Consider the following 17,444-nt stretch of genomic DNA (forward strand, 5'->3'; position numbering starts at 1 on the left):
GCCAAAATGCTTATGAGGCAGGTGTTTTCAGAACAGATCGGAAGTGGCTCAACAATCGAGGCAGTAGCTTCGACGTGAGCGAATAGACCAAGGATAACGGGGTAATCTTCCTACCGTGTGGAGCACAATGCTGGTCGTGGCGCTTCTGTCGGGGTTCAATCCCGTGCGTCTCGGCATAACGCTTCTGGTGATCTCCAGGCCACGGCCCATGCAGAATTTATTCGTCTACTGGATCGGCTGCTTGATCGCGAGCGTGCTCCTTCTACTCCTTCCGCTGTTCTTATTGCACGCCACACCGCTTTTGGGCTCTTTTGCGAACGACTTGGCTACCCCGAACACGGGCGCGAGCTCAACCACCCGGCACGTTCAGATCGGCTTGGGTGTGCTCATTCTGTTGAGCGCCACGGTGATAGCGCTGCGCTCCTTGACGACGCGCCGCCGGTCGAAGCAGGCGAAACCTGACGACACATCGGCCATGGCGGTGGACTCGGACTCGCCGACTGGTGCGTCCCTGCAGGTGGAGGACAAGCCGGCGGCGGACGGATCTGCCATCCGGCGGCTGCTAAGACGCGGCCGCAACGCGTGGGAGAACGGAGCACTGTGGGTTTCGTTCGTGATCGGGCTCTACACGGGCCCGGGTATCGACGGGGCCATTTACGTACTCGCCATCATCGTGCCCTCAGGAGCCGCGGTTGCCGCGCAATTCGGTGCCGCGATCATGTTCGTCTTCGTGATGCTTGCGATCGTCGAGATCACACTCATCAGCCGTCTCGTGACGCCAGCGAAGACTTACAAGGTCATTCAGGTGCTACACGACTGGACCCTGGCTCACGGTCGCAAGCTCCTGGTGGCCATGTTGGCGGTAGTCGGCGTCGCGATGCTGAGCCAGGGCCTCGGCGTCGCCTGAGGACTCCGACGAATCCGTCAGGCGGCCTCCACCGGCGTGAGCTCCTCGACCAGCATTCCCGCCAGGTCACGAACCGTCGTCGTCATGTCCTTAGGGCTGATGCGTATTCCCGTCTCGCTCTCGATCCGGGTACGCAACTCCAAGGCGCCCAACGAGTCCATGCCGTATTCGGCGAGCGGACGGTCGGGATCGACACTGCGACGCAGAATCAGACCGACCTGGTCCGAGATCAGCCGCCGTAGCCGGACGGGCCACTCTTCCTGCGGCAGTTCGTCGAGCTCCGCACGGAATTTGCTTGTCCCCGATGCGTTTTGCGCCGAAGCGCGGAACCCCTCGGCGAACGGGCTGTGCTGAGCGAACGCGGTCATCCATGGTGCGCCAGTGATTGGCGCATACCCCGTGTAGGCGCGGTCGTAGCGCAACAACGTCTCGAACGCATAGGCGCCCTCGTCGGGCAGGATGGCCACACCGGCGCCCTCTGCCAAGGCGGTTCCCCGCCCGATCTCCCCCCAGGCGCCGAACGCGATCGCGGTGGCTGGGAGGCCCTTCGTGCGCCGCCACAGTGTGAACGCGTCCAGCCAGCTGTTGGCCGCGGCGTAAGCACCCTGTCCGGGCGAGCCCACCAGAGCGGCCGCCGAGGAGAACGAGCAGAACCAGTCCAACGGTTGCTCGGCGGTCGCCGAGTGCAAGTTCCACGCACCGTAAACCTTTGGCGCCCAGTCCCGCTCAACGAGTTCGTCGGTGATGCTGGTAAGTGTGGCGTCTTCGATGACCGCCGCAAGATGCAGCACGCCACGCAACGGAAGCCCGGTAGCGGTCGCGCTGGCCACCAACTTCTGCGCGGTGCTGCGCTCGGTGATGTCACCGAGCTCCACCACCACGTCGGCACCGGCCGCGCGCATGCGCACGATCGCCTCCAGCGCCTCCGGCGACGGCTCCGAGCGTGATGACAACACGATCCGCCCGCAGCCCGCCTCGGCCAGCTTCTGCCCGAGGAACAATCCCAGTCCACCCAGGCCGCCGGTGACGAGGTAGGCACCGTCGGACGAGAAGGCGGGAACCAGTGCCGGGGGCACCACCACGCGACTGGCCCCGGTGTGGGGTATCTCCAGTACGAGTTTGCCGGTGTGCTGGGCCCCGCTCATCACCCGGATCGCGGTCGCAGCGTCTGCAAGCGGGTAGCGCGTGCATTCCGGCATCGGCAGCGAGCCACTCGCGGTCAGCTGGTAGACCGTCTTCAACAAATCCCGGATGCGCTCTGGATGGCTGACCGACATCAACGCCAGGTCGACCGCATAGAACGAAAGGTTGCGCCGGAACGGGTACAGCCCCAGCCGGGTGTCGCCGTAGATGTCACGCTTGCCGATTTCGACGAAGCGTCCGCCGAATGCCAGCAATTCCAGGCCGGCGCGTTGCGCCGCCCCGGTCACGGAATTCAGCACGACGTCTACGCCGTAACCATCGGTGTCATTGCGAATCTGCTCGGCGAAGTCGGTGCTGCGGGAGTCGTAAACATGCTGGATTCCCATGTCGCGCAGTATCTGTCGACGCTGCTCGCTTCCGGCGGTGGCGAAGATCTCTGCGCCTGCGGCGTGTGCGATGGCGATCGCCGCCTGGCCGACACCGCCGGTGCCGGAGTGGATCAGCACCTTGTCATTGGCCATGATGCGAGCCATGTCGTTGAGCCCGTACCAGGCGGTTGCGGTCGCGATGGTCAGCGCGGCCGCCTGTACGTCGCCGAGCCCGACCGGCAAGGTGACCGCCAGGTTGGCGTCACACGTGATGAACGTGCCCCAGCAGCCGTCAGCGGACAGGCCGCCGACGTGGTCGCCGACCTTGAGGTGGGACACCTCCGGTCCGACCGCGGTGACCACCCCGGCGAAGTCGATGCCCAGCTGCGGCAGCTTCCCATCGAAGGCGGGATAGCGACCGAACGCGACCAGCACGTCTGCGAAGTTGATGCTGGAGGCATTGACTGCGACCTCGATCTGTCCCGGTCCTGGCGGAACACGGTCGCACGCAACGAGTTCCGCCGACTGAAGATCACCAGGTGTCCGGATGTTGAGGCGTACACTCGCGTCCTCGAGATTGGCGGTGGCGGTCCGACGCTCCTCGGGAAGCAATGGAGCAGGGGACAACCGTGCGACGTGCAACTGGCCGTTCCGCCAAGCGGTTTCGTCCTCTTCGGAACCGCTGAGCAGCTGCTGCGCCAAGTGCTCGCCGTTATCCGCTTCATCCACGTCGATTTGGGTGGCGCGAATATGCGGGTGTTCGGTGCCGATCACCCGCACCAGCCCACGTAGGCCACCCTGCTCCAAGTTGAGCTGGTCGCCGGTCACCACCGACTGTGCACCGCGGGTGACGACATAGAGCCGGGGCGGCTCGCCGGGAGCGTCCGGCAATGCGCGGGCGATCCGCACCAGATGCTGTACGTTTTCGCAGCCCAGTGACGGCTCCAGGTCCTCGGTGCGGCCGCTCTTCGGACCGGTGACGATCACCACTCCGTTCAAGCCGCCGGTGCGCAGGTGATTAGCCAGCTCGTCTGAGGCGGCGCTGGAGTCGGCCTCCTGAGGCCAGTTAATCGTGGTGCATTGTGCGCCACGGTTTTTGAGCGCTTCGGCCAACGTGCTGGTGACAGCGTCAGCGGTAGGAGCGGTGGTGATCAACAGCCAGGAACCGCCATCGGCGTACTCCACGTCGGGCAATTCACGCTGACGCCATTCAACGGTCAGCAACCGCGCCGCGAGCACCCGATCTTGCTGGCCCTCCTCGGAGACCCCGGCACCCATTCGCAGGCCGCGTACTGCGAGCAAGACCGACCCATGCTCATCGAGCACGTCGATGTCTGCCTCGACTCCCGACAGGTCGGCCTTCGTCACTCGCGCGTAGCAGTACTGGGCGTTGCGGACCGCACCGTACGAGGTGAGTCGACCGATACCCAAGGGCAAACCGAGGGCACCTTCACCCAGACCCCGGACCGTCGGATGAGCTTCGATGGACTGGAAGCACGCATCCAACAGCGCCGGATGCACTCCGTAAGCATCTTGTTGCGAACGGATCTGGCGAGGAAGCGCGACCTCGGCCAGCACGGTGTCCGTCGTCTCGTCGCCGGTGTGCACGACGCCGAGACCGGAGAATGCCGGACCGTACTGCATGCCACGCTCGTCCATGCGCTTGCGCACGTCGTCGCCGTCTTCCTGACCGGAATGCGCGGCGAGCAACTCGGGCATGTCGAAGGCAGGAGGCGGCTCGCTGTCCGCGGCATACAGAACCGCGGAAGCCTGTCGCGTCTGCTCACCCTCCAGCGTCGTCTCCACCGTGAAGTCCACGATGCCCGGCGCTGACAAAGACGCCGAGGCGGCGATCGTGGTCTGCTCGTCCAGGAGCAGCGCACTTTCGAACAGGATGTCGCGGACCGCAGCGCCCTCACCGAGCACAGTGTGTGCGGCCGCCAGCGCCATCTCGCAGTAGGCAGCCCCAGGAAGCACGGCCACGTTGCGGACCTGATGATCGTCCAGCCACGGTTGATCGGCGGTGCCGACTTCGCCTTGCCACACGTGACGCTCCGGTTCCTCCTGCAGGTGCACGTGTGAACCCAGCAGCGGATGTACCGAGACGATGCGCGCGCCGTGCGTTGCGGAGTCCTGATTCCCGCCGCCGCTGAGCCAGTGCTGGCGATGGGTCCAGGACGGCAGCGGGGCATCGACCAGTCGGCCATCGGGATAGAGCACGGAGAAGTCGACGACAGCACCGGCACTGTGAACGTCGGCCACGAAGCCGCGCAGTCCATGGGGGAGCTCTTGTTCGCGGCGCATACCGGCCAGCGCAGCCAACGGCACATCGACGCTCTCGGCGGTCTGCTTGAGCGCGCGGACTACGAGCGGGTGTGGTGACAGTTCGGCGAAGACTCGGTAGCCGTCTTCCAGAGCGGCTTGTACCGCCGTGGCGAACCGCACCATGCGTCGGCAGTTGTCGGCCCAGTAGCGGCCATTGAATGTGGGTTCCTCGCGAGGGTCGAAGAGCGTCGCCGAGTAGAAGGGAATCTCCGGCGTCAACGGCTTGATGTCCTTGAGCAGGTCCTTCAGCTCGGGCAGGATCGGATCGACTTGCGGCGAATGGAAGGCCACGTCGGTGGGGACCTCGCGGGCCATCACGTCACGCTCTTCCCACGCCAGCACCAGTTCGCGAACGGTTTCGGCGGAACCGGCGACGACGGTGGATTGCGGGGAGGCCACCACGGCCACCACGACGTCCTTGATGCCGCGCGCAGTGAGTTCCGAAAGCACCTGCTGGGCAGGCAATTCCACCGATGCAGTAGCACCATTACCGGCCACCTTGGACATCAGCCGGGAGCGACGGCAGATGACACGCAGCCCGTCTTCCAACGAGAGCCCGCCCGCGACGACAGCTGCCGCGGCCTCGCCGAGTGAGTGCCCGATCACCGCCCCTGGCACGACGCCGTGTGCCTTCAAGGTGGCGGCCATGGCGACCTGCATGGTGAACAGCGTCGGCTGCACCTGATCCTGACCGGTGACGGTCTGTTGCGCCGTCATCGCCTCGGTCACCGAAAAGCCTGACTCCTCAGCGACAATGGGCTCGGCTTGCGCGACGATTGCGGCGAACACAGGTTCGGTCGCCAGCAGGTCTGCACCCATCCTTGCCCACTGCGAACCCTGGCCGGAGAAAACCCACACCGGGCCGCGATCGTCGCGCCCGGCCGCGGGTTCGTAAGGGGCGTCACCGTCGGCGACCGCGCGCAAACCCTCGACGAGGTCTGAGGCGTTGTTCGCAATGACGGCGGTACGGACTGGTCGGTGCGCTCGTCGGCGGGCCAGGGTGTAGGCCAGGTCCGACAACGCCACGTCCTCGTGGGTCGTCAGCCAGTCAGCCATCCGACCCGCAGTGTTGCGCAGCTCGTCAGCCGATGTGGACGACAGCGGAAACAGTAAAGGCGTCGACGACGGGTCGGCCTCGGCGCGGTGCGCGCCGCCTTCGGTGCTCTCGGGAGCTTGCTCCAAGATGGCGTGCACATTGGTCCCCGACACCCCGTATGACGATACGGCCGCCCTCCTGGGTGCGGGGCCGTCGATCGGCCACGGCGTATTGTCTTGTGGCACAAAGAGTTGGGTATCGATCTCGGCCATCGCATCGGGCAATCGCGCGAAGTGAAGGTTCTGTGGAACGACGCCGCCCTGCAGCGAAAGCACCGCCTTCACCAGCCCCAGCGCACCGGAGGCCGACTGCGTGTGTCCGAAGTTGGTCTTCGACGATGCCAGCGCGCAGGGTCCGTCAAGGCCGTAAACCTCTGCCAGACTGGCATATTCGATCGGGTCGCCGGTCGGGGTGCCGGTGCCGTGGGCCTCGACCATGCCCACGCTCTTCCCGTCGACGCCCGCCGCAACCAACGCCGCCCGATAAGCCGCGACCTGCGCTGGCTGCGACGGTGTCGCAATGTTCACGGTCCGGCCGTCTTGGTTTGCGGCCGTGCCACGAATGACCGCCAAGATCCGGTCACCGTCTCGCTGCGCATCCGACAGTCGTTTGAGCAACACCACGGCACAGCCCTCGCCTGCCACGAACCCGTCCGCGTCGGCGTCGAAGGCGTGGCAGCGTCCGGTGGGAGAGAGCATGCCCTCGGCTGACCCTGCGGCCCACTTGCGTGGGTCCAATGCGACGGCGGCGCCTCCGGCCATGGCAACGTCGCTTTCGCCCTCGTGCAGACTCCGGCACGCCAGGTGCACGGCCATCAGGCCAGAGGAGCACGCGGTGTCCACCGTGAGCGCGGGACCGTGAAGACCGAGGGCGTAGGCAATCCGCCCTGACGCCAAGCTGAAGCTGTTGGCGATGAAGCCGTACGGCTTCTCCACGGCGCCCGCATCCGCGGCCAGCAGCTGGTAATCGTTGTGCGTGAGCCCGACGAACACGCCAGTCAGCGTGTCGGCCAGCCGATCTCGGCTGAGGCCGGCGTGTTCCATCGCCTCCCAGGAGGTCTCGAGTAACAGTCTGTGCTGCGGGTCGCTCAAGGTGGCTTCGCGCTCGCCCATCCCGAAGAACTCGGAATCGAAGCCCGCAACGTCGTCGAGGAACGCACCCCACTTCGACACCGACCGACCGGGCACCCCTGGCTCGGGGTCGTAGTAGTCGTCGGCGTCCCAGCGGTCGGACGGAATTTCGGTGACCAAGTCGTCGCCACGCAGCAACGCGTCCCATAGCAGTTCAGGAGAGTCGATTCCACCAGGAAGTCGGCAAGACATTCCGATCACGGCGATTGGAGTGACGACATCGGTGCCGTTCGTGTGTGTAGCAACGGCGGACTCCGGCCCGGGCAGGAATTTTTCGCCGGTCTCGTTTGAAGCCATTTCTGCCCCTTGTCAACGTTGTTGCGGCCGAGCCGCAGTGAGTAGTAGAGGTCAATCCCCCGTGCTTGTAACGGTGACCAGAAGACCGACGTCGATGTCGGGCCAATCGATTTTGGCTGTTCTGGCGCCCGCCAGCAAGCAGTTGCGATCAGCAACGTTAATTGCGCGCAGGCCGAGTTGTCTCGGGATCCGCACAATCCATCGGCGTGGCGACACCAAGTCGATGGGTTTGCTGGGAGTTACTGCAACGTGGGAGCCATGGCCGGATCGCCTGGCGGACGCTGGCATTCGCGGGCGTAGTGCGCGGGCTGGTCCTGCCATCGAATAGACCCTACCCGCATCGCGGCGGCTCACAAGGCGAGTTTTCCGCAGTGCAGCGGCGACTGTAGCGGTACCGTGATCCACGTGACTGAGACCTCCGTTTCCACCGTGCTGCGCGAGCGCGCCAGTTTGCAGCCCAATGACACGGCATTCACGTTCGTTGACTATGACAAGGACTGGAACGGCGTTGCCGAAAGCCTGACTTGGTCGCAGCTGTATCGGCGAACGCGCAACCTTGCACGAGAGCTCGAGCAACGCGGGGCGACCGGTGACAGGGCGCTGATATCGGCCCCACAGGGGCTGGACTACATCGTGGCGTTTTTCGGGGCGTTGCAGGCAGGACACATCGCGGTTCCGCTTGCGGTCCCACAAGGTGGCGTCAGCGATGAGCGTGTCAGTTCGGTGCTGAAGGACGCATCGCCTTCGGTCATTCTCACAACGTCCGCTGTCGCAGGCACGGTCGCTGAGTACGTTCAATCGGAGGCGGGTGGAGCTGCTCCGTCGATCGTTGAAGTTGATTTGCTGGATCTTGACGCACCGACGCGATCCGGTGCTGGGGGCGAGGACGACGCCAGCATCGCGTATTTGCAGTACACGTCCGGGTCGACCCGCGAGCCGGCGGGCGTCGTGATGTCGCACGAAAACATCATCACCAATTTCGAACAATGGGCGTCCGACTTCTTTGCGCCGTGGGGAAAAGTTCCCCCACCAGGCAGCACTATTGTGTCGTGGCTGCCGTTTTATCACGACATGGGTTTGTACCTGGGAATTTGCGCGCCCGTACTATTGGGAATTCCGGCTGTGCTCACGAGCCCGATGGCATTCTTGCAGCGGCCGGCCCGTTGGATGCAATTGACAGCAAGCAATAGCAAGTCGTACACGGCAGGACCGAACTTTGCCTTCGAATTAGCGGTGAAAAAGACATCGGACGACGACATGGCCGGGCTTGATCTCGCGGATGTGATCGTCATCGCCACCGGCAGTGAACGCGTGAATCCGGCGACGCTGCGGCGCTTCACTCAGCGGTTCGCTGCCTTCAACCTGCGCGAAGAGGTCATCCGGCCGTCGTATGGACTTGCCGAAGCAACGATTTACGTGTCGACCCGTGCAGCGGTTAGCCCTCCGGTCATCGTGCGGTTCGACGCCGAGAAACTGGCCGCTGGTAAGGCAGAGCGCTCTGAAAGCGGACCTGGCACACCACTGGTCAGCTACGGAATGCCGGAGTCGCCGACAGTCCGCATCGTTGATCCCGAGACACAAATCGAATGCCCGGCGGGGACCGTCGGAGAGATCTGGGTGCACGGGAACAACGTCGCGATGGGCTATTGGCAGAAGCCTGATGAGTCCGAAAAGACGTTTGGTGCAAAGATCGTCGGTCCGGCGACTGGTACACCCGAGGGGCCTTGGCTGCGTACCGGTGACTCGGGATTCACCTTCGATGGCGAGTTGTTCATCATCGGGCGCATCAAGGATCTCTTGATCGTGTACGGGCGCAACCATTCTCCGGACGACATCGAGGCGACCGTCCAGGAGGTCACCCTGGGCCGGTGCGCCGCGATCGCGGTTCCGGACAGTCAGACCGAAAAGCTCGTGGTGATCATCGAAGTCAGGAAACGGGGCGCCTCCGACGAGGAGGCAGCGGACAAACTCACCCTCGTCAAGCGTGAAGTGACCTCGGCGATCTCCAACTCGCACGGGCTCAGTGTCGCGGATCTGGTTCTGGTGCCGCCTGGTTCGATCCCGGTCACCACGAGCGGCAAGGTCAGGCGATCAGCGTGTGTCGAGCAGTACCGCCACGGTCAGTTCGCCCGGGTGGACGCTTAGGCAATCCGCTGCACCTGCTCCAACTTGAGGCCCGTGCTACGGGGGCCGAGTAGGGCGACGTCGAGGCACAACAGGACGATAAGCACCGCTGACCCGGAGAACACCGCCACGGGACCCAGTGCTGCCAGCGCAGGCACGGCGATGAAGGGCATCACGGTCGAGGTCGCGCGAGACAGCGAATAGGCGATTCCACTTGCGGTGGTGCGGATCGCGGTCGGGAAGATCTCGGCCTGGTAGATGTGGAACGCATTGGAGAACACGTTCGAGATCGCGGTGAGCAGGAAGCCGGAGACGACGATCACCGCGACCTGCTCGGCCGCAGCGAAAAGGATGCCGAACACAGCGATGCCGAGCGCCGAGGCGATGATCAGGTACTTGCGCTCGAACCGTTCGACCAGCGGAACCGACACCAGGGAACCTAGCGGGTAGCCCGCGAAGCTCAGGGCCGCATAGCCCAGCGACTCCGTGACGGTGAATCCCTTGCCAACCAGCACCAGTGGGGCGAGCACCGCGAAGCCGTAGTAGGCCACGGTCTGCAGCACCTGAAAGATCACCAGCATGACGCTGCGTGACCGGTAGTCCCGGAACGCAATTCGCAACACCTCACCGACGCTGGGGGCGTCGTCGTCGGACGCACTGGCGCCCGCAGGCACGACTGTTTCCGGGGCAACTTTGCCCACGATGACCTCGACGACCGCGCGCGCCTCGGCCTCACGGCCGCGGCTCTCCAGCCATCGCGGCGACTCGGGCAGTTGGGTGCGCAGCGCCAACACCAGCACCGCACCGAGTGCGCCGAACACCAGGAGCCACCGCCAGCCTTCGATGCCGAACAATTCCTGACGCGCGACCAGCCTTCCGCCGAGCAGCGCCGCCAGCGGCACCCCGAGGAAGCCGATCGTGTAGGCCCACGCCGTCATCCGTCCGCGCACGCGGCTCGGCATGAATTCGGCGAGGTAGGTGTCGACGAGGACCAATTCCGCGCCGAGTCCCATGCCTGCCAGGAACCGCAGCACGAGAAACGTCTCGATGTTCGGGGAGAAGGCCGCCGCCAGCGAGAAGAACGAGTACAACAGCAGATTCAGGATGAAGACCCGCCGCCGACCGAGCCGGTCCGCCGTGATCGACAGCACGTTGGCCCCGACGAACATTCCTGCGAATCCGGCTGCGATGACCAAAGCCTTGCCCGTCGACCCCAGCCCGAACTCCTTGCCGAGCACCGGCGCGAGCACGCCACCGAGGAAGACCTCGTAGAGATCGAAGAACGTGCCGAGTCCGACGAGCACGACGAGTCGCCAGTGCCACCTGTTGACCGGGAGCCGCTCGAGCACCGAGGAAGCCGCCGCCGATTCCGTCACGCCATCTCCCACCACATCCGTTTCCAGGCAGTGCCAACCTAGCGGCTTGGCTATCGTCAGTGGGTGCACCTCGAGGAACTGCAGTGGTTCGTCGTGCTGGCTCAGACCGAGCACGTCACCGATGCGGCGGCCGAACTCGGAATCACGCAGCCGACGTTGTCTCGCGCGTTGGCTCGGCTCGAGGAGCAGGCCGGGACACAGCTGTTCGACAGGGTGAATCGACGTCTGCGGCTCAATGCGTACGGGCAGATCATGTTGGAGCATGCGCAGCGCAGCATCGCCGAGCTCCAGTCCGCAGAAGAGCGCATCGCCGCGCTGCGCGATCCTGACACCGGGCGGGTTCGGCTGGCCTTCCTCCATTCACTGGCGAATTGGTATGTACCGGAGCAGCTTCGACGCTTCCGCGAAACGGCGCCAGGCATCGGATTCGACTTGTTCCAAGGCCCGGCCCACGAGCTCACCGACCGCGTAAGCCGTGGCCAGTCGGACATCGCGATCACCTCGCCGCGACCGAAGGGGTCGGGCTTCGGCTGGCACCGCCTGCACGTCGAACGGCTGTGCCTGGCCGTGCCGCACGGACACCGGCTGGCGACGCGAACCAGGGTGCGGATGTCCGCGGCGGCAGGCGAACCGTTCATCGCACTCGGCGAACAGTTCGGGCTGCGGCAGTTGACCGCCGAACTCTGGGCAGAGGACGACCTCGATCCCGAGATCGTCTTCGAAGCTACCGAGATTCCCACCATGGAGGGCCTGGTGGCCGCAGGGTTCGGGATCGCCGTCGTCCCGGTGCAGTCGGACGGCGGTGAGACGAAGACCGTGCACATTGCACTTTCCAACGCGGGCGCCAAGCGCGAGGTGGGGCTGGTGTGGGATCGCACTCGGGTGTTGTCCCCGGCCGCAGATCGCTTGGTGCACTTCCTTAGCGACTCGTAACGGCCCGTACTGCAATGATGTGTCACACGCATGACTAAACCCAGATTCATGTATTGGACACATGAAGACTCGCGTCCTAGCGTCGGGCTGTGTCGATCGAACAGGCAGTGCCAGCGCTGTGGGCTGGCCACGCGCGGGGCTCGGCTGCCTACGTGCGACTGCTCGCAGCACTGTTCTGCGCGGGCATCGCAACGTTCGCTCAGCTGTACTCGCCGCAGGCGGTGCTGCCGCTCATCTCGGCCGAGCTGCATGTAGGCGCGGCCAAGGCGGCACTGACCATCTCGGCTTCGACCGTCGGCCTTGCGATCGGCGTGATCCCGTGGTCGGTGCTGGCTGACCGCATCGGCCGGGTGAAGGCCATATCCGTATCCGTCACGGCCGCCACCGCCGTCGGACTGCTAGTACCTTTCGCCCCGACGTTTCAGCTTCTGCTCGCCGGGCGCCTCGTCGAAGGACTGTTGATCGGTGGCGTGCCCGCGATCGCCGTCGCCTACCTCACCGAGGAGGTCGAGCCTGCCCACGCGACAAGGGCGGCAGGCACGTTCGTCGCAGGGACCACCATCGGCGGTCTGATGGGAAGACTGGTCTCGAGCCCGATCGCCGAGTTCGCCGGTTGGCGCGTCGGTGTGTTCGCGGTGGCGGCGCTGTGCGGCGTCGCGGCGCTGAGCTTCGTCAAACTCGCCCCGCAGCCTCGCGGGTTCACCCCGGCCCGTCGCCGGGGGGCCAACCCAGAAGGCAGTCTGTTGCACCGGCTATCGGTGAACCTGCACTCGAGGCGGCAGCTGACCTTGTACGCCCAGGGCTTCCTCTTGATGGGCGGGTTCGTGGCGATGTACAACTTCCTCGGGTTCCGCCTGACCGGAGCGCCCTTCCACCTGAGCGCATCGCTGGTCAGCTTGGTGTTCCTGGCCTACCTCGCCGGAACCTGGGCATCGGCTCGCGCCGGCGCCGAAGCCACCCGGTTCGGCCGTAAACCCGTGTTGCTGAGCTCGATCGGCGTAATGATGGCGGGCGTCGCGATCACCTTGAGCGACAACATCATTGCGGTACTCATCGGTCTAGTGATAGCTACCGTCGGATTCTTCGGCGCGCACTCCATCGCGTCGGGTTGGACGGGCCAGTCCGCGCCGGCAGGCAGGGCTCAAGCCTCGTCGCTGTACAACCTCTTCTACTACGGCGGCTCGAGCGTGATCGGCTGGTTCGGAGGGGTTGCCTTCGACGCGCGGGGCTGGCCCGCGGTGGCGGGCACGATTCTGATGCTCGCCGCGATCGCCGCGGCCGCAGCTGGGGCGTTCCTGCGCGAGCAGTAGGTCGTCCACGTGCCGACGCCCGTCGCGAATAAATATCGGTGGTGGCAATTTCCTCAAGTCGGCGTCTGCTGGGTCTGTGCAACGGCAAGTACCTGCGGTAATACCGCTGTGAGTTGGCCTTCTTGCTCGAGATTACGTAAGCGCAGCTAACCAAGCTACTTAGGTATACCTTAATGAGGTAAGGCATACCTATTGCATCTCAGAATTCTCTCAGCTAGGTTCTGCTCGCCAGAGTTTGCTGGCAGACCACTTCAAAGGAGAATCCGTGCAACTCGCCCTAGCTTCCGACCCGTCAGGAGCCGACTTCAGCCCCGGCCCGTCTCCCGCGGCCCGCCGAATGAGCAAGTTCCTGCTCGCCGGCGCAGCCGTGGTCGGGGTCGGCGCCATCGCGTCGCAGCCCGTCACGCAGAACATCCCCGCGATCCAGGAGTTGCAGGCCCGCGCGGTCCAGCTCGTGGCAAATGTGACCGACGATCCGTCGACCGTCTACGCGGGCCTGTTCAACAACACGTTGAACAACCTCGAGGCACTCGGCACGGCGTACAGCGCGACTCCATTCCCGTTGCTGAGCCAGATCGTGGAAAACCAGGAGGGCTACGCAGCCAAGTTCGGCACCGCATTCGAGTCCGCAGGCACCGCGTTCCAGACGTGGTGGGAGACCGGGACCCGGGAATCGGCTCCGGGGCAGACGTTGCTGGCGAACGTCCAGGCCGCGCTCGAGGCCGGGGATTTCAACACCGCCTACGACAACTTCAACAAGCTCGTCCTGTTTGGCATCCAGAACACCGTGCTGCCGATTCTCACCGGATCGATCTTCAGCTCGGCCACGACGGCGGGAATCCCGCAGCAGATCGCGCAGAACTTCGCCGACGCGCTCGGCGTCACACTCACCACGGGCACCGTGGGGTTCGGCGCCTTCCAGTCCATCTTCGCGCCGACCAGCGGCGCGGCGTTCGAGGCGTCGCGGGCGATCGGGGCGGTCACGACGGCCCTTCAGGCCGGTGACGTGGAGACCGCACTGACCGGGCTGGTGAACACCCCCGGCGTCGTCGCCGACGCATTCCTCAACGGATTCGACTACGACGACGGCGATACGCGCGAAGCATGGTCGGGCTTGTTCTCGCCCACGGGCACGGGCACCCGGCCCGCCAGCGGCGGTCCGCTCCAGCAGTTCCTGATCACGATCCCCAAGAAGATCGCCGCCGCCATCGACAACACACCGGAGGCCGTGACGCCGAGCGGCATCACACTCGGTGCGTCGACCGACCTTGCGTCGACGGACATCGCCAAGACCGACATCGCCAAGACCGACATCGCCAAGACGGACATCGCCAAGACCGACATCGCCTCGACGGGCCGGACGCTGACGCTGGCGCTGACCCCGAAGGTGCCGACGGCCAAGGTCGCCAAGACCCCAGCGGCTGACAAGCTGACTGCCGGCGAGGCCACCGGCGACACCGTCGTCGCGACCAAGCCGATCAAGAAGCCGCGCAGCCTGACCAAGGCCACCAACGGCACGAACGCCGTCAAGGCCGCCAGTGACGGCGTCTCGGCAGCGGTCAAGAACGTCAGCGACGGGCTCAAGAAGGCAGCTGCCGGCGGACGTCACGCGAGCAACAAGCCGGCATCGACGGCATCGGATTCGAAGCCGAAGCACGCCAAGGCATCTGACTCCGAGTAATCCTCAACGCAGCCGGACCCTCAGCTACCGCTGGGGGTCCGGCTCGCGTAGGGCGACACCGTCCCGTATACGGTCCAAGGCATGAGTCCAGTAACGGTGATCACCGGCGGCGCGGGCGGCATGGGGGTGGCCACGGCCAGGATCGTTGGCAGAGCCCACGCCGTCGTACTCGCGGACGTCAGGCAGGACCGGCTCGACGATGCGGCCGTCACGTTGAAGGAGCTCGGCATCACGCCGACGATCGTCAACTGCGACGTCACGGACCGGCAGGCCGTCGTCCGGCTCTTCGAGACCGCCGCAGGACTCGGCACGGTCGCCGCGGTGATCCACACCGCCGGGGTGAGCCCCAGCATGGGCGACGCCGACTACGTCATGAGGACCAACGCGCTTGGCACGCTTCACGTCAACGAGGTCTTCTACTCGTCCGTCGGCGAGGGCGCCGCGATCGTCAACGTGGCCTCAATGGCGGCCCACCTGCTGCCCGAGGAACTGATTCCGACAGCCCAATTCCCGCAGGCCCTGCAGGACGAGACAGCCTTCGTGGCCGACATGACCGCGGCCTGCAGCATCGTGCCCGAGGAGGCGCGGTCCGGGTTCGCCTACGCAGTGAGCAAGAGTTTCGTCAGGTGGTACAGCTCGTCGCAGGCTGAGCGGTTCAACGGTCGGGGACTACGCATCATCTCGGTCTCGCCGGGGTCCGTCGACACCGAGATGGGCTTGCTGGAAGCGGAGGCCGGGGCCGGGGCGATGGTCGCCGACTTCGCGGTCCCGCGGTGGGGCAAGGCGGAGGAGATGGCCGAGCTGTTCGCGTTCTGCGCGAGTGACAAGGCCGCGTACCTCACCGGCACCGACATCCTCAACGACGGCGGCGTCGTCGCCTCGATGAAGGAACGCACCAGGGTTGCTGCCGAAAAGGGTTGAGCCGCACGGCTTCACCCAGATTTGGCGCCTGTGCGTTCACGGTGTTTGCAGCCCGGCCAGCAGCAGGGTCGGCGTTTCCCTTCCTCCAACTCCTCCTGCGTGCGGCGAATGCGCCGCTTCCGGGTGGCCTCCTGTTTGGCGTCGGTGACCCAGCAGATGAACTCGTTGCGCGCCAAGGGCGTGATGTCGTTCCAGGCCGCCAACGCGGTCGCGTTGGAGCCCAACGCCTCGCGGAGGTCCGGGGGCAGTTCGTGGACGACACCGCCGGGCACGCGCGCGCTGCTCATGCGAACAGGGTATTCCAAGCGGCCACGCACACAGGAAATGTTCAGTTATCGTCGCTGAATGAGTGACACGGACACGCCGTCCAGCCAGCCCGGTCCGACGCTCGCCCCGACGAGCACCAGGCGCGCGGTACTCAACACGATGAAGGGCTCGGCGGGAAATCTCGTCGAGTGGTACGACGTCTACGTCTACACGGTGTTCGCCGTCTACTTCGAAGCGCAGTTCTTCGACAAGTCCGACACCAATTCGACCTTGTACATCTACGCGATCTTCGCGGTCACCTTCCTCATGCGGCCGGTGGGGTCCTGGTTCTTCGGCCGGTTCGCCGACCGTCGCGGGCGCCGCTCCGCCCTGATGGTCAGCATCACGGTCATGTCGACCTGCTCATTCGTGGTGGCAGTCATGCCGACTCGCGAGCTCATCGGCAACTGGGCGGCGGTGATCCTGATCATCGCGCGGCTGGTGCAGGGCTTCGCCACGGGCGGGGAGTACGGGACGTCTGCGACGTACATGTCCGAAGCGGCGACCCCGCATCGACGTGGCTTCCTGTCGTCCTTCCAATACGTCACGCTCGTCGGTGGTCACGTGCTCGCGCAGTTCACGTTGCTCATCCTGCTGAGCGTGCTTGATGTCGAGACGGTGACCGCGTGGGGATGGCGGGTCGGCTTCTTCATCGGTGGTGTCGCCGCGCTGGTGGTGCTGTGGCTGCGACGTTCGATGGACGAGTCGCTCAGCGAGTCGTACCTCGAAGCGATTCGGGAGGGCAAGGACCGGGCTGCGGGCTCGCTGAAGGCGTTGTTCACCACGCACTGGCGGCCACTGCTGCTGGTCTTCCTCATCACTGCGGGCGGCACGGTTGCGTTCTACACGTACACCATCAACGCGCCCGCAATCGTCAAGTCCGCCTTCGGCTCCGAACGGGCGTTGACTGCGACGTGGATCAACCTGCTCGGCCTGATCTTCCTCATGCTGCTGCAGCCTGTTGGCGGGCTCATCAGTGACCGGGTCGGTCGCAAGGTGCTGCTGGTGTTCTTCGGAGTCGGTGGCGTGCTCTACACCTATGTCTTGCTGACCTACCTGCCCCAGGCCACTTCACCGCTGGTCGCGTTTGCGCTGACGGCCGTCGGCTACGTCATTCTCACCGGGTACACCTCGGTCAACGCGATCGTGAAGGCGGAGCTGTTCCCTGCCGAAATCCGGGCGCTCGGTGTGGGTTTGGGCTATGCGCTGGCCAACTCGGTGTTCGGCGGTACCGCACCGCTGTTGTTCCAGGCCGCCAAGTCCGGCCATCACGTGGGCTGGTTCATCTTCTACGTCACGGTGATAATCGGCGTCAGCTTGCTGGTCTACGTCTTCGGGCTGAAGAACAAGAGCATCACGGCACTCGATCGCGAGCAGGGTAATGCATGGGCGGTGCCGGCCACCCGCTGAGCGGCGAATGGCTTGATGGCACGGGACTTTCGGCGACGTCAATATGACGGGGTGCAAGCACCCCGGCTTAACCAGGCAAAGGTGTCTCGCCGTCGAGTTGCGCGTACCGTGGCCCGA

The 17,444-nt window shown here is 65.0% G+C and carries 10 protein-coding genes; 7 read left to right on the forward strand and 3 right to left on the reverse strand.

What is annotated here, in order from left to right; genetic code table 11:
- Positions 1-115 precede the first annotated feature (115 nt).
- Positions 116-907: a GAP family protein gene (locus SLQ30_RS04930; RefSeq protein ID WP_319448817.1), complete on the forward strand. Its 792-nt coding sequence runs from the start codon at positions 116-118 to the stop codon at positions 905-907.
- A 17-nt stretch (positions 908-924) separates the two neighbouring features.
- On the opposite strand, the gene pks2 is transcribed toward SLQ30_RS04930, so the two are convergent.
- A complete protein-coding gene (gene pks2, locus SLQ30_RS04935) occupies positions 925-7,266 on the reverse strand; it encodes a sulfolipid-1 biosynthesis phthioceranic/hydroxyphthioceranic acid synthase (protein ID WP_319448816.1) in 6,342 nt (2,113 codons plus the stop codon).
- 405 nt (positions 7,267-7,671) lie between these two features.
- Between pks2 and SLQ30_RS04940 the strand changes: the two genes are divergently transcribed.
- Entirely contained in the window at positions 7,672-9,411 is a 1,740-nt protein-coding gene (locus tag SLQ30_RS04940; protein WP_319448815.1) for an AMP-binding protein, read from the forward strand.
- Here SLQ30_RS04940 and SLQ30_RS04945 read toward each other — a convergent pair.
- The gene (locus SLQ30_RS04945) at positions 9,408-10,766 is read right to left on the reverse strand and encodes an MFS transporter (RefSeq protein WP_319448814.1); all 1,359 of its coding nucleotides are present in this window, start codon (positions 10,764-10,766) and stop codon (positions 9,408-9,410) included. The two genes, SLQ30_RS04940 and SLQ30_RS04945, sit on opposite strands and share 4 nt — an antisense overlap.
- A 63-nt stretch (positions 10,767-10,829) precedes the next feature.
- On the opposite strand from SLQ30_RS04945, the gene SLQ30_RS04950 reads away from it, so the two are divergent.
- The 4 genes from SLQ30_RS04950 to SLQ30_RS04965 all read left to right on the forward strand — a co-directional run bounded on the left by SLQ30_RS04950 (position 10,830) and on the right by SLQ30_RS04965 (position 15,611).
- Positions 10,830-11,699, forward strand: coding sequence for a LysR family transcriptional regulator (locus SLQ30_RS04950; protein ID WP_319448813.1), 870 nt, complete (start codon positions 10,830-10,832; stop codon positions 11,697-11,699).
- A gap of 89 nt (positions 11,700-11,788) precedes the next feature.
- On the forward strand, positions 11,789-13,009 hold the full coding sequence (locus SLQ30_RS04955; protein WP_319448812.1) for an MFS transporter: 1,221 nt from the start codon (positions 11,789-11,791) through the stop codon (positions 13,007-13,009).
- 265 nt (positions 13,010-13,274) lie between these two features.
- Positions 13,275-14,690: a hypothetical protein gene (locus SLQ30_RS04960; protein WP_319448811.1), complete on the forward strand. Its 1,416-nt coding sequence runs from the start codon at positions 13,275-13,277 to the stop codon at positions 14,688-14,690.
- Positions 14,691-14,771: 81 nt separating this feature from the next.
- The gene (locus tag SLQ30_RS04965) at positions 14,772-15,611 is read left to right on the forward strand and encodes an SDR family oxidoreductase (protein WP_319448810.1); all 840 of its coding nucleotides are present in this window, start codon (positions 14,772-14,774) and stop codon (positions 15,609-15,611) included.
- An 11-nt stretch (positions 15,612-15,622) separates the two neighbouring features.
- Here the strand turns inward: SLQ30_RS04965 and SLQ30_RS04970 are convergent, their stop codons facing one another.
- Positions 15,623-15,898, reverse strand: coding sequence for a YdeI/OmpD-associated family protein (locus tag SLQ30_RS04970; protein ID WP_319448809.1), 276 nt, complete (start codon positions 15,896-15,898; stop codon positions 15,623-15,625).
- A gap of 58 nt (positions 15,899-15,956) precedes the next feature.
- On the opposite strand from SLQ30_RS04970, the gene SLQ30_RS04975 reads away from it, so the two are divergent.
- Positions 15,957-17,327 carry an MFS transporter gene (locus tag SLQ30_RS04975; RefSeq protein WP_319448808.1) on the forward strand — a complete coding sequence of 457 codons (1,371 nt, stop codon included), beginning with the start codon at positions 15,957-15,959 and terminating at the stop codon, positions 17,325-17,327.
- The last annotated feature ends 117 nt before the right edge of the window (positions 17,328-17,444 follow it).

The organism is Mycobacterium sp. RTGN4, assembly GCF_033804635.1.
Classification (GTDB): Bacteria; Actinomycetota; Actinomycetes; order Mycobacteriales; family Mycobacteriaceae; genus Mycobacterium.

What these genes read in the sequence shown, in the direction of transcription:
- pks2 (WP_319448816.1), bottom strand. Translation starts at nt 7,266, where the DNA reads ATGGCTTCAAACGAGACCGGCGAAAAATTCCTGCCCGGGCCGGAGTCC.
- SLQ30_RS04965 (WP_319448810.1), top strand. Translation starts at nt 14,772, where the DNA reads ATGAGTCCAGTAACGGTGATCACCGGCGGCGCGGGCGGCATGGGGGTG.
- SLQ30_RS04970 (WP_319448809.1), bottom strand. Translation starts at nt 15,898, where the DNA reads ATGAGCAGCGCGCGCGTGCCCGGCGGTGTCGTCCACGAACTGCCCCCG.
- SLQ30_RS04975 (WP_319448808.1), top strand. Translation starts at nt 15,957, where the DNA reads ATGAGTGACACGGACACGCCGTCCAGCCAGCCCGGTCCGACGCTCGCC.